The organism is Streptomyces sp. NPDC051183 (genome assembly GCF_040682455.1).
Classification (GTDB): domain Bacteria; phylum Actinomycetota; class Actinomycetes; order Streptomycetales; family Streptomycetaceae; genus Streptomyces.
The window spans coordinates 36,286-56,223 of the sequence record NZ_JBFBBA010000012.1; the positions used below are offsets into that span (position 1 = coordinate 36,286).

General features: G+C 73.1%; 15 protein-coding genes and 1 riboswitch. Of the genes, 6 read left to right on the plus strand and 9 right to left on the minus strand.

Features of this window, described 5'->3' with window-relative positions:
• Positions 1 to 7: 7 nt before the first annotated feature.
• Complete coding sequence (gene sepH, locus AB0M99_RS13165; protein ID WP_365919603.1) at positions 8 to 1,021, plus strand: septation protein SepH; 1,014 nt, start codon at positions 8 to 10, stop codon at positions 1,019 to 1,021.
• A gap of 152 nt (positions 1,022 to 1,173) precedes the next feature.
• Here the strand turns inward: sepH and AB0M99_RS13170 are convergent, their stop codons facing one another.
• Positions 1,174 to 2,046, minus strand: a complete 873-nt coding sequence (locus AB0M99_RS13170) for a sulfurtransferase (protein WP_365919605.1) — start codon at positions 2,044 to 2,046, stop codon at positions 1,174 to 1,176.
• Positions 2,047 to 2,222: 176 nt separating this feature from the next.
• Here AB0M99_RS13170 and AB0M99_RS13175 point away from each other — a divergent pair, with 176 nt between their 5' ends.
• The 4 genes from AB0M99_RS13175 (at position 2,223) to AB0M99_RS13190 (ending at position 8,750) form a co-directional block, all read left to right on the plus strand.
• Positions 2,223 to 3,008 (plus strand): VOC family protein, encoded by a 786-nt coding sequence (locus tag AB0M99_RS13175; protein WP_365919607.1) that lies wholly within the window; start codon positions 2,223 to 2,225, stop codon positions 3,006 to 3,008.
• A gap of 155 nt (positions 3,009 to 3,163) precedes the next feature.
• Positions 3,164 to 4,444, plus strand: coding sequence for a DUF11 domain-containing protein (locus tag AB0M99_RS13180; protein ID WP_365919609.1), 1,281 nt, complete (start codon positions 3,164 to 3,166; stop codon positions 4,442 to 4,444).
• A 45-nt stretch (positions 4,445 to 4,489) separates the two neighbouring features.
• On the plus strand, positions 4,490 to 6,592 hold the full coding sequence (locus tag AB0M99_RS13185) for a hypothetical protein (protein ID WP_365919611.1): 2,103 nt from the start codon (positions 4,490 to 4,492) through the stop codon (positions 6,590 to 6,592).
• Positions 6,593 to 6,662: 70 nt separating this feature from the next.
• Positions 6,663 to 8,750, plus strand: a complete 2,088-nt coding sequence (locus AB0M99_RS13190) for a DUF11 domain-containing protein (RefSeq protein WP_365919613.1) — start codon at positions 6,663 to 6,665, stop codon at positions 8,748 to 8,750.
• A gap of 101 nt (positions 8,751 to 8,851) precedes the next feature.
• Here the strand turns inward: AB0M99_RS13190 and AB0M99_RS13195 are convergent, their stop codons facing one another.
• From AB0M99_RS13195 to AB0M99_RS13210, 4 genes are read right to left on the minus strand one after another with little or no spacing between them, the layout of a single operon-like run.
• Positions 8,852 to 9,502, minus strand: coding sequence for a thymidine kinase (locus AB0M99_RS13195; RefSeq protein WP_365919615.1), 651 nt, complete (start codon positions 9,500 to 9,502; stop codon positions 8,852 to 8,854).
• A 51-nt stretch (positions 9,503 to 9,553) separates the two neighbouring features.
• Positions 9,554 to 10,759: a nucleotide pyrophosphatase/phosphodiesterase family protein gene (locus AB0M99_RS13200; RefSeq protein WP_365919617.1), complete on the minus strand. Its 1,206-nt coding sequence runs from the start codon at positions 10,757 to 10,759 to the stop codon at positions 9,554 to 9,556.
• A complete protein-coding gene (locus tag AB0M99_RS13205) occupies positions 10,759 to 11,358 on the minus strand; it encodes a DUF5998 family protein (protein WP_266940626.1) in 600 nt (199 codons plus the stop codon). Before AB0M99_RS13205 ends, AB0M99_RS13200 begins: the two co-directional genes overlap by 1 nt.
• Before the next feature lie 47 nt (positions 11,359 to 11,405).
• Positions 11,406 to 14,246, minus strand: a complete 2,841-nt coding sequence (locus AB0M99_RS13210; protein WP_365919619.1) for a GNAT family N-acetyltransferase — start codon at positions 14,244 to 14,246, stop codon at positions 11,406 to 11,408.
• 185 nt (positions 14,247 to 14,431) lie between these two features.
• Here AB0M99_RS13210 and AB0M99_RS13215 point away from each other — a divergent pair, with 185 nt between their 5' ends.
• Entirely contained in the window at positions 14,432 to 14,713 is a 282-nt protein-coding gene (locus tag AB0M99_RS13215) for an HPr family phosphocarrier protein (protein ID WP_266783732.1), read from the plus strand.
• 244 nt (positions 14,714 to 14,957) lie between these two features.
• On the opposite strand, the gene AB0M99_RS13220 is transcribed toward AB0M99_RS13215, so the two are convergent.
• The 4 genes from AB0M99_RS13220 to AB0M99_RS13235 all read right to left on the minus strand — a co-directional run bounded on the left by AB0M99_RS13220 (position 14,958) and on the right by AB0M99_RS13235 (position 19,728).
• Positions 14,958 to 15,623, minus strand: coding sequence for a GntR family transcriptional regulator (locus tag AB0M99_RS13220; protein WP_365919621.1), 666 nt, complete (start codon positions 15,621 to 15,623; stop codon positions 14,958 to 14,960).
• Between the two features lie 193 nt (positions 15,624 to 15,816).
• Positions 15,817 to 16,608: a M23 family metallopeptidase gene (locus tag AB0M99_RS13225; protein ID WP_365919623.1), complete on the minus strand. Its 792-nt coding sequence runs from the start codon at positions 16,606 to 16,608 to the stop codon at positions 15,817 to 15,819.
• Between the two features lie 12 nt (positions 16,609 to 16,620).
• Positions 16,621 to 16,780, minus strand: a riboswitch (cyclic di-AMP (ydaO/yuaA leader).
• Between the two features lie 207 nt (positions 16,781 to 16,987).
• Positions 16,988 to 18,355: a pitrilysin family protein gene (locus AB0M99_RS13230; RefSeq protein ID WP_365919809.1), complete on the minus strand. Its 1,368-nt coding sequence runs from the start codon at positions 18,353 to 18,355 to the stop codon at positions 16,988 to 16,990.
• Positions 18,356 to 18,375: 20 nt separating this feature from the next.
• A complete protein-coding gene (locus AB0M99_RS13235) occupies positions 18,376 to 19,728 on the minus strand; it encodes a pitrilysin family protein (protein ID WP_365919625.1) in 1,353 nt (450 codons plus the stop codon).
• Positions 19,729 to 19,938: the final 210 nt, after the last annotated feature.

The following is a 19,938-nucleotide window of genomic DNA, read 5'->3' on the forward strand; positions in this document are numbered from 1 at the left end:
GGTCCCCATGCCCGAACTGCGTGTCGTGGCCGTCTCAAATGACGGCACACGACTGGTGCTCAAGGCTGCGGACAGCACGGAGTACACGCTTCCGATCGACGAGCGTCTACGGGCTGCCGTACGCAACGACCGTGCGCGCCTGAACCAGATCGAGATCGAGGTGGAGAGCCACCTCCGCCCCCGCGACATCCAGGCCCGCATACGGGCCGGTGCCTCCGCGGAGGAGGTCGCCCAGCTCGCCGGCATCCCCGTCGACCGCGTACGCCGCTTCGAGGGCCCCGTGCTCGCCGAGCGCGCGTTCATGGCGGAGCGGGCCCGGAAGACTCCCGTGCGCCGCCCCGGCGAGAACACCGGACCCCAGCTCGGCGAAGCCGTGCAGGAGCGCCTGACGCTGCGCGGCGCCGAGAAGGAGTCCGTGCAGTGGGACTCCTGGCGCCGCGACGACGGCACCTGGGAGGTCCTGCTGGTCTACCGGGTGGCGGGCGAGCCGCACTCGGCGAGCTGGACCTACGACCCGCCGCGCCGGCTGGTCGTGGCCGTGGACGACGAGGCCCGTTCCCTGATCGGCGAGTCCGACGACCTTCCGGCGACGCCGGAGCCGAGCTTCCCGTTCGTGCCGAGGATCGCCCGGCTGCCGCGGGACCGGCCGCTGGACCGCGCGCTCGACCGGCAGTTGGAGCGCCCCGCCCCGCCGCCTCCCCCGGACCCGGAGGAGGAGCGGGACACGCTGACGAGCCTGCTGGAGGCGGTACCCAGCTTCCGCGGCGACATGGTGGTCCCGGAGCGCCCCGAGCCGCAGGCGGAGGAGCCCGAGGCGGAGGAGCCCCCGGCGGCCTCGGCCGGCGCCGGTGCGGCGTACGCGGACGTCCTGATGCCCCGCACGGTCGCCGGGCACCGCGACCGTCTGACCGGCACCACGGACCGGCAGGCGGAGGCCGACGGAGTCCGGCCCGGCCGCCGTGCGGCGGTGCCGAGCTGGGACGAGATCGTCTTCGGGACCCGGCGCAAGAAGCAGGAGTAGCGCGAGCGTCGGCAACCGCGCCAGGGCCCCGGAGCCGGGCCGGCACACCGGTAGCGGCGCGGTGTGCCGCCGCCCCGGCTCCCCGGCTCGCCCCTGCTTCGGGTGCCCGCGCCGCTACCGGTGTGCCGGCCCGGCTCCGGGTGCCCGCGCCGCTACTGGGGCAGCGGGCCCGTGGCCACCGGGCGCGCCGGGTCCGAGGACCACTCCGACCAGCTGCCCGCGTACAGGGCCGCCGGAACGCCCGCCACCGTCAGGGCCAGCACCTCGTGCGCTCCGGAGACACCGGAGCCGCAGTACACCCCCACCGGAGTTCCGGCCGAGGCGCCCAACTCCGCGAAGCGGGCCCGCAGCGCCGGTGCCGGGAGGAAGAGGCCGTCCGGGCCGACGTTCTCCACCGTCGGCGCCGACACCGCGCCGGGGATGTGACCGCCGACCCGGTCGATCGGCTCGACCTCCCCGCGGTACCGCTCACCCGCCCGCGCGTCCAGCAGGGTGCCCGCCCGCGCCAGAGCCGCGGCGGAGTCCGCGTCCAGCAGCCCCAGAGCTCCCGGACTTGGCTTGAAATCGCCCTCGGCCGGAGACACCGGGTCGGCCGTCACCGCACCCCCCGCCGCCTTCCACGCGGCCAGGCCCCCGTCCAGTACCCGTACGTCCGCGTGACCCGTCCAGCGCAGCAGCCACCAGGCCCTGGCGGCCGCCCACCCCTGGCCGCCGTCGTACACGACCACCGGTGCTCCCGAGAGGACCCCGGCCCTGCGCATGGCCGCCCCGAAGGCCTCCGGGTCGGGCAGCGGGTGCCGGCCGCCGGACCCCGCCGGACCTGCCAGTTCGCGGTCGAGGTCGATGTACACGGCGCCCGGCAGGTGCCCGGCCTCGTACTCGGCCCGCAGGTCGGGGCCGCCGAGCTGCCAGCGGACGTCGAGCAGTACCGGCGGCCGGCCGCCGGCCAGCGCGCCGATCAGTTCGGACGCCGAGAGGATCGCGGAGCGCGCGGGGGTCTGCGGGGTCACGGGAGTGGCTGTCATGCGGCCCATCTTCCTCCCCGCCGCGCACCCCGTGTAACAAGACGGACATCGACGGGCCGCACTGATTCGGTCATCTCTGCCCGGCTCAAGTGAAACGCGGCCGGGTCGGGGCGCGCCCGGCGCCCGGGAGTGGAAGCATCACCCCGGGACGCGACTCGACGGAGGAGACGGCTGACATGACCGAGGCAGTGGAAGCAACGCGGCGCACGCCCGGCACGCCGTGCTGGGCGAGCCTGATGGTGCACAGCCTCGGGAACACCGAGGAGTTCTACACCGACCTGTTCGGCTGGGAGTACGAGCCCGGCCCCGAGCAACTCGGCAAGTACGTACGGGCCATGCTCTACGGGCAGGAGGTCGCCGGCATCGGCGAGATGCCGCCGGACCGGCACCTCCCGGTGGCCTGGACGACGTACATCGCCACGGACGACGCCGACGCGACGGCCGAATCGATCCGCTCCTGCGGCGGCACCGTGGCGGTGGGCCCGCTGGACGCCGGCATCGCGGGGCGGGTGGCGATCTGCTCCGACCCGCTGGGCGCCGTCTTCGGGCTCTGGCAGGCGGACACCCACCTGGGCACCGGAATGCAGGGCGCCCCGGGCACGCCGGTCTGGCACGAGCTGGTCACGCAGGACACCTCGACGGTCGGCAAGTTCTACGAGCACGTCTTCGGCCACGAGGCCCTGGCGCACCCCACCGCCTCCGCCGACTTCGACTACCTGACGCTGCTCCTGCAGGGCCGGCCGGTCGCCGCCGTGCACGGCGTCGGCCGCTCGCTGCCGCACGACCGGGGGCCGCACTGGATGACGTACTTCGAGGTCGAGGACACCGACGCGGCCGCCGCCAAGGTCGTCCGGCTCGGCGGGCGCGTCGTCCAGCCGCCGCGCGAGGGGCTCAGCGGGCGGCTGGCCACGGTCGCGGACCCGGAGGGCGCGGTCTTCACCCTGGTCCGCAGTCGGCGCTGACGCGCCGGCGTACGACCGAGAGACTGAACCTGGTCACCCATGAGGCAGAAGTGATCAAGTAGATCGCCTTTCTGTGCCCATTTGTGTGAATAGCTGACCGCCCTGTTCTTCCGTGACGGGTCAGCTTCTCCGAAGGGCGATCGATGAGACGTGCCTTGACCGCGTTCAGCGCGGTGGCGGCGGCCTGCTGGTGCCTGCCCCTGGCTCCCGCGGTGGCGTCGGCGCCGGGGGACTCCGGTGCGACCCCGTCGGCGATCCCGTCGGCGACCGCGACCGCGTCGGCGTCGGCGTCGGCGTCGGCCTCCGTGGCCGCGGCACCGGAGCCGGAGGGCGATCCGGAGAGCGCGGATCTGGCGGTGTCGGGCGTGCTCGCCCGGGAGGTCCGGGAGGCCCGGGAGAGCACGGCCGCGGCGGCGCGGGAGACCTTCGACTACGTCGTGACGGTGACCAACCGCGGGCCTTCCACCGCCCGGCAGGTCCGGGTGACCGACCGGCTGCCCGCCTCCCTGGAGTTCGTCGCCTCCCCCGACGGCTGCACCGCGAGCGGCCGGACGGCGGTGTGCGGGCCGCTGGACACGCTGGCGGCGGGCGCGTCCCACGCGTGGGTGATCACGGTGCGGCTCTCTGCCGACTACCGCGGGGACGGCGCGGACATCGTCAACGAGGCGGTCGTCGACGCTGCGACGAAGGACCCGGATTCCCGGAACAACAAGGCGTCGACGACGGGCCTGAAGATTCCGCCCAGCGCGCGGACGGCCGACCTGTCGCTCCGCAAGAGGGCCCTGCTCGCGAGGGGCCGCGAGCACGTCTGGCCGGGCGAGAAGTTCACGTACCTGATCACGGTGCGCAATCAGGGCCCGGCGACGGCGCGGCAGGTCCAGGTCACCGACCGGCTGCCGGCCTCGCTGGCCCTGCTGTCCTCGCCCGACGACTGCGAGGTCCCCGAGGGCGGCGGCCGGCTGGTGGTGTGTCCGCCCCGGGAGCGGCTGGCATCCGGTGCGACGGCTCAGTTCCGGATCACGGTGCGCGTCGTCGCGGGCGAGCGGGCCCGGCCCCCGGCGCAGCCGTGCACGCCCATCGAGAACGTCGCCCGCGTCACCTCAGCGAGTTTCGATCCGGACCTCTCGGACAACGCCAACGCGCCGGACACGACGGGGCCGGACGGCGGCCGGCTGTGTCTGGCGCCCGACGGGGGCGAGGACCACCACGGCGGACCGGCAGACCACGGCCGTGAGGACCACCACGGCAAGGACGGACAGGGCGGTCGCGAGGACCACCACGGCGACCCGCAGCAGCACCACGGCGACCCGCACCACGACGGCCGGGGCGACCTGGCCGACTCCGGCACCACGGTCCCGGGGTGGCTGGTGTGGGCCTCGGCCGCGCTGGTGGCCGGTGGGGCGCTGCTGCGGAGGGTCTTCCGCGCACGGGCGTGACCGGCAGATGCAACCGCAGAGCGAGCAGACGAGGAACGTTCCCGCATGACCATGCCCTGGAGTGCCCGGTGGCGCAGGGCCGCCGCCCCCTTGCTGTGCGCGGCCGCGCTGGTACTGCCGTCGCCGCCCTCAACGGCCGCGACGACGGCCGACGGACCCGGGCCGCGGGCACTGGCCTTCCCCGTCGACGAGCCGTTCGACAGCTCCACCAACCTGGGCACCGCCAGCGGCAGCGCGAGCTACCCGGCCGGATCCGGCTGGCTGCGACTGACATCGGCGAGCACCACCCAGGCCGGCAACTGGAAGATGAAGGATTCCTTCCCCTCCAGCCTCGGCATCGCCGCCGAATTCAGCTACGCCACCTACGGAGGAACCGCCTACGACGGCAAGAGGGGTGACGGGCTGTCGTTCTACCTGACCGACGGCGCGGCGGCCGACGGGGTCGGCCCGTCCGGAGGCAGCCTCGGCTACACCTGCTCGGGCCCGATTCCGTCCCGGTGCACGACCCCGGGCGTACCGGGGGCCTATCTCGGCATCGGGCTGGACGAGTTCGGCAACTTCTCCTCGGCCACGGTCGGCAACGGCGGGCCGGGCGTCCAGCCCAACAAGATCGTGGTGCGCGGCGGGGGCAGCGGCTCGACGGGGTACCGCTACGCCACGTCCGCGGACGGCCCGGGCGGGACGGTGGAGACCGGCAGCCGCGCGAAGCTGCGCACGGTGCGCGTCTCGCTCCTGCCCAGCGGCGCGAAGATGCTGCTGTCGGTGTGGTCCGACAGCGGACCCGACACCGCCATGACCAACCTCGTCACCGACTACGACGTCACGGCCATCACCGGCCAGCCGGCGCTGCCCGCCAGCCTCAAGGTGGGCTTCTCCGCGAGCACCGGCGCCGCGACGAACGTGCACGAGATCGACGACCTCCAGATCAACGTGCCGGCGGACCTGACCATCGCGAAGAGCGGATCCCCCGCGAGCGTGCCCGCCGGCGGCGGGCCGGTGACGTACACCGTCACCGTCTCCAACAGCCAGGCCAACGAGGTGACCGGCGCTGCGGTACGGGACACCGTGCCCGGCCTGACCGACGTGACCTGGACCTGCCGGGCCGGCACCGGCGGCACCTGCGGCCGGGCCTCCGGCCGCGGGAACGTCCTGGACACCACGGCCGACTTCAAGCGGGGCGGCTCCGTCACCTACACGATCACCGGCACGGCCCCGGCCCAGCCAACCACCCTGGCCAACACGGCCACCGTGACCGCACCCGCGGACCGCAAGGACACCAATCCGGCCGACAACAGCGCCACGGCCTCCGACACCGTAGTGACGGCCCGCGCCGACGTGGCCGCGGAGAAGGAGGGGCTCGGGTCCGGGCCGGTGGCCCCGGGCCAGGAGTTCGACTACCGGATCACGGCCCGCAATCTGGGGCCCTCCCACACGGCCTCGGTCCGGCTCTCCGACACCCTGCCCGAGCCGCTGCGGTTCGTCTCCTCCCCCGACGGGTGCACCGCCTCGGGGCAGCGGCTGTCATGCCCGGTCCGCGACTCCCTGAACGCCGGAACGAGCACCTCCTGGACGGTGCGCGTCCGGCTGGACGCCGCCTACGAGGGTGACGGGTCCGACCTCGGGAACGTCGCGTCGGTCCGGCACGCCGTCACCGACCCGCAGAGCGCGAACGACACCAGCGCGGCCGCCGCACCGCCCGGTGGTGTGGCCGCCGCGCGGGCCGACCTCTCGCTGACCAAGGCGGCCGAGAACCGGCCCCGCGTCGCGCCCGGGGAGGCCTTCACGTACACGGTGACCGTACGCAACGACGGCCCGTCCGTGGCCCGGCAGGTCACGGTCACCGACCCGCTGCCCACGGCGCTCGCCTTCGTCTCCTCGGCCGGCGGCTGCTCCGCCGTCGGCCGGGACGTCACCTGCGGCCCGGTGGCGGTGCTCGCACCGGGCGGGATCCGGTCGTGGACCTTCACCGTCCGCCTCGATGCGGCGTACACCGGCGACGGCACGGCCCTGCGGAACACCGCGACCGCCGTGTCGGACACCGCCGATCCGAACCCGCTCGACAACAGCGGCTCGGCGGGCACTCCCGGAGGGCGCGTCCGTCCGCCGAGTGCCGACATCGAACTGGCCAAGCACGCCACCGCGGGCTGACGCCGTCCCTCCCGATCCTCCGTACAGCGCTCTGTACGGTCCTCGCACACACGAAACGGAACGATGCGCGATGACGACGACACCAGGCCGGCGGCCGGCGGTGCGGGCCCTGGCTCCGCTGCTCTGCGCCGCGGCACTGTGGGCAGGTCCGGTCCCCGCGGCGGCCCTGCCGGGAGGGGGGCACACGGTCGAGGTGACGGCACGGCGTGCCGAGGCCCCCGGTGACCTCATCACCTACACCCTCACCGCGAAGAACAAGGGCCCGTCGGTGGCCCGGAACGTCACCGCGACGGACAGGCTCCCCGACGGGATCTCCTTCGTGGACTCCTCGGACGGCTGCACCGCCACCGACCAGACCGTCACCTGCGGGCCCGAACCCCAGCTGGGCGCCGGTCAGAGCAAGAGCTGGAGCTTCCATGCCCGGCTGAGCCCCTCGTACCAGGGCGACGGTTCCGACCTGGGCAACAGCGCCTCCGGCAGCTCGGACGCCACCGATCCCGATCCCGCCAACAACAAGCCCGATCCGGTGCTGCCCCCGGGGCCGTTCGACCCGGTCTCGGACCTGGCCACCGTCAAGACCCCGCTGGGCGCGGGGCCGACGGTTCCCGGCCAGGAGTACGAGTACGAGATCCGTACGACCAACAAGGGGCCCTCCGACGCGCGCAACGTCGTGGTGACCGACACCCTGCCCGACGGGCTGACCTTCGTGTCCTCGGCAGACCCGTGCACGGCCTCCGGGCGGACCGTCAGCTGCGGTCCGCTGGCCAGGCTCGTCCCGGGCGCCGAGGTGGTGTGGACCTTCAAGGTGAAGCTGGACGCCGGCTACTCCGGTGACGGCAGCGACCTGCGCAACACCGCGACCTCCTCCTCCGCGTCCAAGGAACCGGAGCCCGCCGACAACACCTCGCACGCCGTGCTGCCGCCGGGCGGGGTCACCGCCCCGCAGGCCGACGTGTGGACGACGAAGAGGCCGGCCAACGGCACCCCGATCGCCCCCGGGGAGACCTTCGAGTACGTGGTGGCCGCGCACAACGACGGCCCCTCCCGGGCGGTCGACACCACGATCACCGACAAGCTGCCCGCGCAGCTCGCCTTCGTCTCCTCCCCCGACGGCTGCTCGGCCGCCGACGGTACGGTCAGCTGCGGCCCGTTGGCCGTACTGGAGCCGGGGGTGTCGCGGAGCTGGCGGTTCACCGTCCGCCTCGACAGCAACTACACCGGCAACGGATCCGACGTCCGCAACACGGCGACCGCCACCTCGAAGACCAAGGACCCCCACACCGAGAACAACACGAGCAGCCCCGCGGGCCTGCCCGGCAGCACCGTCAACAAGCCGACCGCGGACCTGGCGGTGACCAAGGAGGCCGTGGGCTCCAGGCCGCCCGTACCTGGCGAGACCTTCGACTACCGGATCCGGGTCACCAACAACGGCCCTTCGGCGGACGCGTTCAACGTCAAGCTCACCGACAGCCTCCCCGAGGGCCTCTCGTACGTGGCGTCCTCCCCGGCCGGATGCTCCGTCGCCGGGCACCTGGTGTCGTGCAAGCGCACCAGCCCGCTCAAGGTCGGCGAGACGGTCGAGTACCTGCTCACCGTCAAGGTCGACCCCGCCTACAGCGGCGACGGCAGCGACCTGAAGAACACCGCCCAGGTGACGGCCGACAACATCGACCCCGCGAGCGAGAACGACAGCAGCACCGCGACCGTGCCCGGCGGCCACGTCACGGATCCCGCCGCGGACCTCGCCATCACCAAGAGGCCCGTCCAGACCGCCCCCGTGGCCCCGGGCGAGACCTTCGACTACGCCCTGACCGTCACCAACAACGGCCCCTCGCAGGCCGAGCAGATCACCGTCACCGACACGCTGCCCACCGCGCTGAGCTTCGTCTCGGGCGACGCCGCGTGCACCTCCGGACGGACCGTCACCTGCGGCCCGCTGCCGCGCCTGGCCCCCGGGGCCTCGGTCACCTGGGTGATCAAGGTGAAGCTGGACCCGGGGTACACCGGCAACGGCTCCGACATCCGCAACACCGCCGCCGTCGACTCCCTGACGGCCGACCCGAGGCCGGCGAACAACACGAGCGCCGCCGCCGGCCCGCCCGGCGGCACGGTCAAGGACCCCACCGCGGACCTGGAGGTCGGCAAGTCCACCCCGTAACACCGCGGACCGCGTGACGAACCCGGACGGCCGGCAGGGCACCCCGCCCCGCCGGCCGTCCGTGCGTGCGTCAGTGCGCGCGTCGCGGTTCGCGGAGGCGGTCAGGCGTGGTTGACCGGGAGGACGTCCGGGGAGAGGGCGCCGGCCTGGGCCGCGGCGCTGGTCATGCGGCGGCGGTGGTGGCGGCGGCAGAGGACCTCGTAGCCGATCTCCTCCGCCGGGCCGTTGACGTCGCCGACGACGACCTGGGCGCCCTCGACCACCATCTGCCCGCCCACCGTACGGGCGTTGTGGGTGGCTCGGGCCCCGCACCAGCACAGGGCCTCGACCTGGAGCTGCTCCAGGCGGTCCGCGAGCTCGATCAGCCGCTGCGAGCCGGGGAAGAGCTTCGTGCGGAAGTCCGTGGTGATGCCGAAGGCGAACACGTCCATGTCGAGGTCGTCGACGATGCGCGCCAACTGGTCGATCTGCTCGGGGGCCAGGAACTGGGCCTCGTCGACGATCACGTAGTCGGCCTTGCCGCCCTGGGAGAGCTGTGCGACCAGGTACGCGTACAGGTCCATGCCCTCCGGCGCCTCGATCGCCTCCGTCACGAGGCCGAGCCGCGAGGACAGTTTGCCCTCCCCCGCCCGGTCGTCCCGCGTGAAGATCACGCCTTGCAGGCCCCGGGCGTCGCGGTTGTGGGCGATCTGGAGCGCCAGCGTGCTCTTTCCGCAGTCCATCGTTCCGGAGAAGAACACCAGCTCGGGCATGGGGAGTACAAGACCTTTCGGGTCGCGGACAGGGGAGGTCGGTCGGAGGGATCAGGTGCGGACTTCGAGCAGCGGGACCAGCTGCTCGGCCGGGGTCATGGAGCCGTGCATGCCGGCGAGGGCCGACTCGTTGGGCTCGGCCCGCGAAGCGGTGATCGCCACATCGGCCTGGGCGGCCGCGACGACGTCGCCGATGCGGCCGAGGACGCGCTCGTCGCACTCCCCCGGTGTGCCGAACCAGCCCAGCTCCAGAGCCTCTTCGCGGCTGGCGACCCAGAACCGGTCGCCGAGCACCTCGCGCCACACGGTGAGGACGTCGGCCTCGGCGCCGGGGACGGCGTACACGTGCCGGGCCCGGCCCTCGCCGCCGAGCAGGGCCACGCCCGCGCCCAGCTCCCAGTCGTCGTCGAAGTCGATCCGGGAGTCCTCGTCGAAGGGGATGTCCACCATGCCGTGGTCCGCGGTGACGTAGAGCGCGGTGCGCGCCGGAAGCTGCTCCGCGAGCCGCTGCACCAGCCGGTCGACGTACATCAGCTGGCCGCGCCAGGCGTCGGAGTCCACGCCGTGGCGGTGTCCGGCCCCGTCGAGCTCGCTGTAGTACGTGTACACGAGCGAGCGGTCGCCGGACGCGAGGCGCTCGGCCGCGAGGTCCATGCGCTCCTCGCCGGTCATGCGCCCGAGGAAGGTGCCGCCGCTCAGAGCGACCTTGGTCAGCGGGGTGGTCTGGAACGCGGGCGAGGACACCTGTGCGGTGGCCACGCCGGCCGCGTCGGCCTGCTGGAAGACGGTCGGGTACGGCTGCCAGGGCTTCGGCGGGGTCCACGGGTGCCAGCGGAGCTGGTTCATCAGCTCGCCGGTGGCGGGGTTGCGCGCGGTGTAGCCGGGCAGGCCGTGCCGAGAGGGCGGCAGGCCGGTGCCGACGGAGGCCAGCGAGGTGGCGGTGGTCGCCGGGAAGCCCGCGGTGATCGGGCGGCCGGTGCCGCCGCGCGAGCTGCCGAGCAGGGACGTGAGGTACGGGGCCTCGGCGGGGTGGGCCTTTATCTGCTCCCAGCCCATGCCGTCGACGAGGAACACGCAGTTGCGGTCGGCCGGGGTGAGCTCGGTGATGGAGGCGGTGAAACCGGGCACGCCCTGGCCGGCCACGAGCGTCGGCAGCAGGTCGGCGAGCGAGCCCGTGCCGTACTGCGGCACGGGGGCGCCGGCGAGGTCCAGGAGCTCGGGCTCGTCCGCCCAGTTCTGCGCCGCGGAGTACGCCATCAGCGGGCGGCGGGGGACGACGTGGCCGCGGTCGCCTCGCTGAGCGCCTGCGCGAAGACCAGCGTCTGGCGCACGGCCTCCGGGCCGTCGCCCGCCTCGCTGACGCGCAGGCTCAGGTCGTCGGCGGTGGAGTTGCCGGTGTAGCCGTGGTCGGAGTCGCAGTTCGGGTCGCCGCAGGCGGCCGGCTCCAGGTCGATCCGGGAGACCGCGCCCCAGCCGATGGTCAGGACGACCTCGCGGGGCAGGGTGCCGGGAGTGTAGGACTCCGGGTTGGCGACGACCCGGCTGAGCACCACGGAGGAGATGCTGGAGAGCTTGACCGACTCGGTGGAGGTGGTCGCGTACGGGGACGGGGACCCGGCGTCGGCGGCCTGCTCGTCGGTGTGGCTCACGATGAAGCGGTTGCCGGTCAGGACCAGCACCGTGACGTGGCGGCGCACTTCGTTCGAGTCGAAGGTCGTCTCCTGGTGGACCAGGTACGACGAGATCGGCTCGCCGCCCACCGCGGCCTCCACGGCCTCGGCCACGAGGGCCGGGTAGTAGCCGCTGCGCTCGATCGCCGTGCGCAGCCCCTGGGTCGTCGTACCGGATTTCGCCATGAGGTCCATCCTAAGGCCCGTACGGGGCACCCCGGCCGCGCCGGACGTCAGTAGCTGGGCAGGGTGCGCGGCCCGAGGTCGCTGCGGGCGGGGGCGTGGGCGAGGCGGACGGTGGCGCTGAGCACGGAGAGGCCTTCGGTGGCGACGACCACGGGCTCCAGTGAGACCCCGACCACCTCGGGGTGGTCGTCCACGAGGCGGGAGAGCCGCAGGAGCAGTTCCTCCAGGGCGGGGGTGTCGACGGGGTCGCTGCCGCGCCAGCCGAAGAGGAGCGGGGCGGTGCGGATGGAGCGGATGAGGCCGGCGGCGTCCCGGTCGGTGGCCGGGACCAGCCGGTGTGCGGTGTCGCCGAGCAGCTCGGAGGGGGCACCGGCGAGGCCGAAGGAGAGGACGGCTCCGGCAGCGGGGTCGATGACGGAGCGCACGACGGTGTCGACGCCGCGGGGCACCATGGCCTGGACGACGGGGAGCAGCTCGGCGGGCTTGCCGAGGGCTTCGGTCAGCTCGTCGTAGGACCGCCGCAGCTCCGCCTCTGTGGTGAGGTCGAGGCGTACGCCGCCCAGGTCCGCGCGGTGGCGCAGGTGCGGGGCGGTGGTCTTGAGCGCCACGGGATAGCCGAGCACCTGGGCGGCGCGGGCCGCGGCGTCGGCGCTGGGCGCGGGGAGGGTGGCGAACACGCGGATCCCGTAGCGTCCGAGCAGTTCGCGGGCGTCGGGGTCGTCCAGGGTCAGGACCTCGTCGTCCGCCACGTCCGCCAGCAGGCGGGAGAGCTGCCCGGCGGCTCCGGTCTCGTCGATGTCCTCGTACTCGGGAACCTGGCCGGGCTCGGCGATGGCGCGCCGCCACTGGCCGTAGCGCACGGCCTCGGCGATGGCCTTGACGGCGCGCTCGGCGGCGGGGTAGCTGGGGATGCGGTCGCGGTCCTCGGGCGGGCGGGAGTCGGCGGGCGGGGCTGCGGGCGCGGCAGCCGGCGCGGATGCGGATGCGACTGCTGGTTGCGCCGCCACCGGGGCCGTCTCGGCCTGCGGGCCGGGGGCCGGTGCCGTGGCGCGCGCCGCGGACAGGGCCTCGACCAGCTCGCCGAGCTCCACGTGCACCACCGCGACGGGCTTGCCCGGCACCTCGGCCACGGCCTCGCGCAGGGCGTCGGCGAGATCGTCGGCCAGTGCGCGCTCGCTGACCCACGGGATCGCCGTGACGACGACCGCGTCGCAGTCATCGGAGGCCAGGGCGGCGGCCAGGGCCGCGCGGAAGTCCGCCGGCGAGGCCGCCGTCGTCAGGTCCAGCGGCGGCAGCGGCCGCAGCCCCTGCGTCAGGCAGGCGTCGTAGGTGAGGACGCCGAGGGACTCGGAATTGCCGAGGATCGCGATCCGCGGTCCGGCGGGCAGCGGCTGCGCGGCCAGCAGCAGGCCGACGTCCACCAGCTCGGTGACGGTGTCGACGCGGATCACGCCCGCCTGCCGCAGCAGCGCCGAGACCGTCGCGTCCGGGAGCCGGGTGTCGGGGACCACGTGCCCGGCGGGGGTGTGGCGGCCGCCCTTGGCGACGACGACCGGCTTCACGGCCGCCGTCCGGCGGGCGAGCCGGGTGAACTTGCGCGGGTTGCCCAGGGTCTCCAGGTAGAGCAGCGCGACGTCGGTCGCCTCGTCGTCGTACCAGTACTGAAGGATGTCGTTGCCGGAGACGTCGGCGCGGTTGCCCGCCGACACGAAGGAGGACAGGCCCTCGCCGCGGCGCAGGAGCCCCGAGAGCAGCGCGATCCCGATCGCCCCGGACTGCGTGAAGAGGCCGATCCGGCCGCGCTTGGGCAGCGGAGCGGGGGCCAGGGAGGCGTTCAGCTCCACCTCGGGGGCCGCGTTGATCACCCCGAAGGCGTTCGGTCCGATCAGCCGCATCCCGTACGAGCGCACCTGGCGCAGCAGTTCGCGCTGGCGGGCCGTCCCCTCCGCGCCGCTCTCGCCGTATCCGGCGGAGAGTACGACGAGCCCCTGCACGCCGTGTTCGCCGCAGTCGGCCACCGCCCGGGGCACCCGGTCCGCCGGGACCGCGACCACCGCGAGGTCGACGGGTGCGCCGATGTCGCCGAGTGCGCGGTAGGCCCGTACGCCGTCCAGCAGGTCTCCCTCGATGCCGGGGGCGCGGGCCTCGTTGACGGCGTAGAGGTGGCCGTGGAAGCCGCTGTCCCGCAGGTTGCGCAGGGTCGCCGCGCCCACTCCGCTGCCGGAGCGGCTGACTCCGATCACGGCCACGGAGCCCGGGGTCAGCAGCCGCTGCACCGAGCGGGCCTCGGCGCGCTGTTCGCGGGCGCGCTGCACGGCGAGGGACTCGGCGGTGGGTTCGAGGTCGAGGGTGAGGTGGACGGAGCCGTCCTCGAAGCTGCGCTTCTGCTGGTATCCGGCGTCCGTGAACACCTTGATCATCTTGTTGTTGGCGGGCAGCACTTCGGCGGCGAAGCGCCGGATCCCCCGCTCGCGGGCGACCGCCCCGATGTGTTCGAGCAGGGTGGAGGCCACGCCGCGGCCCTGGTGGGCGTCCTGTACGAGAAAGGCCACCTCGGCCTCGTCGGCGGGCCCGGTCGCCGGGCGGCCGTCGGAGCCGATCCGGTCGTAGCGGACGGTGCCGATGAACTCCCCGCCGATGGTCGCCGCGAGGCCGACCCGGTCCACGAAGTCGTGGTGGGTGAAGCGGTGCACGTCGCGGTCGGAGAGCCGCGGGTAGGGGGCGAAGAAGCGGTAGTACTTCGACTCGTCCGAGACCTGCTCGTAGAAGCTGACCAGGCGGCCCGCGTCCTCGGTGGTGATCGGCCTGATGCGGGCGGTGCCGCCGTCCCTGAGGACGACGTCCGCTTCCCAGTGTGCCGGGTACGAGGGGTCCGACTCGGTGGTCATGGGGCCACCTTAAGGGTCCTCCCGCTCAGGTGGCCCTGGCGCGGCGCATCGGGCAAGCTGACGCGAATCAGTGCAAGCTGGGGAAGGTCGAACGGCAGGGAGATTCGGGCCGAAGGTCGGTCGGAGCATTCCGGACGTCGTGAGAGACTGGTCTAGACAACCGTAAGAACCTGAAGGGCATCACCATGGCAGAGCGCCGCGTCAACGTCGGCTGGGCCGAGGGCCTGCACGCTCGTCCCGCCTCGATCTTCGTCCGCGCGACGACCGCTTCCGGCGTCCCGGTGACCATCGCGAAGGCCGGCGGCGACCCCGTCAACGCCGCCTCCATGCTGGCGGTTCTGGGCCTGGGCGCCCAGGGCGGCGAGGAGATCGTCCTCGCGTCCGACGCCGAGGGCGCCGAGGCGGCGCTGGACCGCCTCGCGAAGCTGGTCGCCGAGGGCCTCGAAGAGCTCCCCGAGACCGTCTGACCCCTTCGGGTTCGACCCGTACGGCGAAGCCGTGGCCACCGGAATACCGGCGGCCACGGCTTCACTGTTTTGCGGACGGCGGGCACGGGCCGGCCACGGTCCCCGACAATGCGCCACGAATAGCGGAATTCCGGCCGCCGACCCGGGTCGGAATTACGCGGAACGGCACGGCGCGGCACGGTATGACACGGACCCGCGAATTACCCGGGCCGCACGAATATCCGTCCTTTGTATACGGCGTTTGTTAATGCGGGCCGCTCGCCATGTTTACGGCAGGTTGCGAAGTCCTCACCCGCAACCGGTGCGCCCCCACCGCCCGCTCCGCGTGGACCGTGGTGAGCGCCCGGGCCCGCTCGGCGTCACCGCGCGCCACCGCGTCCACGATCGCCCCGTGCTCCGCCCAGGACTCCACCGGCCGCGCCGGGGCCTCCACCGAGTACATCCAGGCGATCTTGTGCCGCATCTGGGTGAGCAGCGCGATCAGCCCCGGGCTGCCGGACGCCTGGGCGAGGGTCTCGTGGAACCAGCCGCCCAGCGAGCGCAGATCCTCCCCCTGACCCCGCCTCGCCCGCTCCTGGCCCAGCCTGACCAGCCCGCGGAGCACCTTGAGGTGGGCCTCGCTGCGCCGCCGGGCGGCCCGGGCGGCGGCCAGCGGCTCCAGCAGCATCCGCACCTCCAGCAGGTCCGCGGCCTCCTGCTCGGTCGGCTCGGCCACACAGGCGCCCGCGTGCCGCCGGGTGGTGACGAACCCCTCGGACTCGAGCGTGCGCAGTGCCTCGCGCACCGGGACGCGCGAGACTCCGTAGCGGCGGGCCAGTACCTCCTCGGTGAGCCGGCTGCCCGGCCCGAAGACACCGGAGACGATGTCGTCACGGATTGCTGTGCATACCGCCTGCGCGGGAATACGCAAGACCGGACCTCCGCCTATTTCCGACTGCCGCCGTCATTGATGTGTATGTACGCGCGAGTGCGTACATCCGCGCACTGCAACTCTATTGCAACACACGATAATTTCCGAGGACGGCCGGAAATACGAAACATTCACACAACGCGAAGGCCCCGGCTCTGGGAGCCGGGGCCTTCGCGGAAGCGTGCGGTGCGGGTCAGACGGTGACGCCGTGCTGACGCAGGTACGCGATCGGGTCGATGTCCGAGCCGTAGTCGGCGCCGGTACGGGCCTCGAAGTGCAGGTGCGGGCCGCTGGAGTTGCCGGTGGAGCCCGACAGGCCGATCCTCTGGCCCGGGGTGACCTGCTGGCCGACGGAGACGCTCAGCGAGGACATGTGGCCGTACTGGGTGTAGGTGCCGTCGGCGTGCTTGATGACGACGTTGTTGCCGTACGCGCCGCCCCAGCCCGCCTCGACCACGGTGCCCAGGCCGACCGAGTGCACCTCGGTGCCCGAGGAGGCGTGGAAGTCGATGCCCGTGTGGCTGCCGGAGGACCACATGCCGCCGCCCGCGTGGTACTGCGTGCTGACGTAGGTGTCCTCGAGCGGCGAGACGAAGGTGTTGAGGCGCTTGCGCTCCTCCTCGCGGGCCGCGCGCTCGGCGGCCTCGCGCTCGGCCTTGGCCCGGGCTTCGGCCTTCGCCTTGGCTTCGGCGGCCCGCTGCTTCGCGTCGGCCTCGGCCTGCGCCTTGGCGGCCGCGGCTTCCGCGGCCCGCTGCTGGGAGTCGGCCTGGGCCTGGATCTCGTCCGCGAGATCGTCGGCCACGACGATGGTGTTCAGGCCGGTGTCCTCCATGGAGGGGGCCTTGTCCGCGGCGAACGCGGGACCGGCCAGGGAGCCGACGACGCCGGTGGCGGCGAGGGCGGCTACGCCGGCGTAGCCGGCGGTCTTGCGGCTCATACGACTGGAACCACGGTGCTTGCCGGCGGCACGACTGCCAAACGCCATGAAGGGGCTGATCCTTTCCTTCCCTCTCGCCTACCGGGTTAGCTGACGGGTTCGGAGCAGGAAGGTCTCCTACGGGCCTCCTCTTGCGAGGCGGTCCGATTCACCCCAGGGACTGATGTGGGTCCCCGGCTCCCCAGGCTCGCGCCTGACGGGGACTCGGCGATCGCTGTCCGGTGCCGCGGGCGCGGCGGGTACAACTGACGGACAGCACGGCCGACGCTAGGCGGATCATCAGTCAATCGCCAAACAGACACGCCTTTTTGTTGCGTACGCCACAGCACATTCGAGCAACCTCATCCCTAAACGGACAAAAGGGGCTCCGACGGATGAACCGTCGGAGCCCCTCCCGTGCCGCCCGACTGGACGGCACTTCGGGCCGTCAGTTGGAGACGACGCTCACGTCACCGATCCCCAAGGCCCGTACCGGCTCCTCGATCTGGGCCGCGTCGCCCACCAGAACCGTGACCAGCCGGTCCACCGGGAAGGCGCTGACGACCGCCGAAGTCGCCTCCACCGTGCCGGTTTCGGCGAGCCGCGCGTACAACTGCGCCTGGTAGTCGTCCGGCAGCTCCTGCTCGACCTGGTCGGCGAGGGTGCCCGCGACCGAGGCCGCCGTCTCGAACTTCAGCGGGGCCACGCCCACCAAGTTCTGCACCGCCACGTCACGTTCGGCATCGGTCAGGCCGCCCTCAGCCAGGGTCCGGAGCACCTTCCAGAGGTCCTCCAGCGCCGGGCCGGTGTTCGGGGTGTCCACCGAGCCGCTGATGGCGAGCATCGAGGCGCCCTTGCCGTCGGCGGTGGAGCGCAGCACCTGGCCGAAGGCGCGCACGCCGTACGTGTACCCCTTCTCCTCGCGCAGCACCTTGTCCAGGCGCGAGGTGAGAGTGCCGCCCAGGCAGTACGTGCCGAGCACCTGGGGCGCCCAGACGCGGTCGTGCCGGTCCGGTCCGATGCGGCCGATCAGCAGCTGCGTCTGGACCGCTCCGGGCCGGTCGACGATGACGACGCGGCCGGTGTCGTCGGCAGTGATCGGCGGGACGGGGCGCGGCGCGGTGGTGTCGCCGGTCCAGCTGCCCAGGGTGTCGGCCAGGACCGCGTCCAGGTCGATCCCCGTCAGGTCGCCGACGACCACCGCGGTGGCGGTGGCGGGGCGCACGTGGGCCTCGTAGAAGGCGCGTACGGCCGCCGAGTCGATACGGGCGACCGTGTCCTCGGTGCCCTGACGCGGGCGGGACATCCGCAGCGAGGCCGGGAAGAGCTCCTTGGAGAGCTGCTTGGCGGCGCGGCGCTGCGGGTTGGCCAGCTCGTGCGGGATCTCGTCGAGCCGGTTGCGCACCAGCCGGTCCACCTCGGAGTCGGCGAAGGCGGGCGCGCGCAGCGCCTCGGCGAGCAGCCCCAGCGCCTTGGGCAGCCGGGAGGCCGGGACCTCCAGGGAGACCCGGATGCCCGGGTGGTCGGCGTGCGCGTCGAGGGTGGCGCCGCAGCGCTCCAGCTCGGCCGCGAACTCCTCGGCGGAGTGCTTGTCGGTGCCCTCGGACAGCGCGCGGGCCATGATGGTGGCCACGCCGTCGAGGCCCTCGGGCTCCGCGTCGAGCGGGGCGGCGAGGTTGATCTCGACCGCGATCACCTGCTGGCCCGGCCGGTGGCAGCGCAGCAGGGTCAGGCCGTTGGGCAGCTCCCCGCGGTCGGGGGCCGGGAAGGCCCACGGCTGCGGCTCGCCGGCCTGCGGGCGCGGGTGGAAGGTCATCGTGACGGCTGCGGTGTCGCTCACTGCTCCGCCCCCTCGTTCTCGTCGGACTCGTCGTGCTGGTCGGACTCGTCGGCCGCGATGGGCTCGTAGACGAGCACCGCGCGGTTGTCCGGGCGCAGTCGGGCCGCGGCCACGGCCTGCACCTCCTCGGCGGTGATGTCCAGGACGCGCTGGACCGCGGTCAGCGCCAGCTGCGGGTCGCCGAACAGCACCGCGAAGCGGCACAGTTCGTCGGCGCGGCCGGCCACCGTGCTCAGCCGGTCCAGCCACTCGCGCTCCAGCTGCGCCTGCGCGCGCTCCATCTCCTCGGCCGTCGGGCCCTCGGCGGCGAACCGCGCGAGCTCCTCGTCCACGGCCGCCTCGATGGCGGGGATCTCGACCCCGCTGGAGGTCTTGACGTCCAGCCAGCCCAGCGAGGGCGCCCCGGCCAGGCGCAGCATGCCGAAGCCGGCCGCGACGGCCGTCTGGTCGCGGCGTACCAGCCGGTTGTGCAGCAGCGAGGACTCGCCGCCGCCCAGGATGGTCAGCGCCACGTCGGCGGCGTCGCACTCGCGGGTGCCGTCGTGCGGCAGCCGGTAGGCCGCCATCAGCGCACGCGCGGGCACCTCCTCGACGATCTCCTCGCGCAGCTGCTCCCCGATGACGTCGGGCAGCGAGCCGTCGCGGGGCGGCTGCTTGCCGTCGTGCGAGGGGATGGTGCCGAAGTACTTCTCGACCCAGGCGAGCGTCCGCTCGGGATCGATGTCGCCGACGACCGACAGCACCGCGTTGTTGGGCGCGTAGTACGTACGGAAGAAGTTGCGCGCGTCCTCCAGGGACGCGGCGTCCAGGTCGGCCATGGAACCGATCGGGGTGTGGTGGTACGGGTGGCCCTCGGGGTACGCCAGGGCGGTCAGCTTCTCGAAGGCCGTGCCGTACGGGACGTTGTCGTACCGCTGGCGGCGCTCGTTCTTCACGACGTCGCGCTGGTTCTCCATGGACTCGTCGTCCAGGGCGGCGAGCAGCGATCCCATCCGGTCCGCTTCCAGCCAGAGCGCGAGCTCCAGCTGGTGCGTCGGCATCGTCTCGAAGTAGTTGGTGCGCTCGAAGCTGGTGGTGCCGTTGAGGGAGCCGCCGGCGCCCTGGACCAGTTCGAAGTGTCCGTTGCCCGGTACGCTCGCCGAGCCCTGGAACATCAGGTGCTCGAAGAGGTGAGCCAGGCCGGTGCGTCCCTTGACTTCGTGGCGCGAGCCGACGTCGTACCAGAGGCAGACCGCGGCGACCGGGGTCAGGTGGTCCTCGGAAAGCACCACGCGCAGGCCGTTGGCCAGCCGGTGCTCGGTCGCTGTCAGGCCGCCGGAGCCGGCCTGAGCTGTGGCCGTGTGACCCATGGGCATGTGGTCCCTTCGATCGCGATGCAGAGATTTCTGTCAGACCTGCCACTGTATGCAAGCGTGTCGGCGACCGGAGAAGTTCCCGGCCCACTCCTGGGTCGGAGTCGGCGTTGTCGGTGGCTCGGGCCACAATGGTCCGCGTCGTACCGTCGAAAGACACCCCAGCAGGACCCAGCAGGACCCAGCCAGCAAGATCCAGCCAGTACT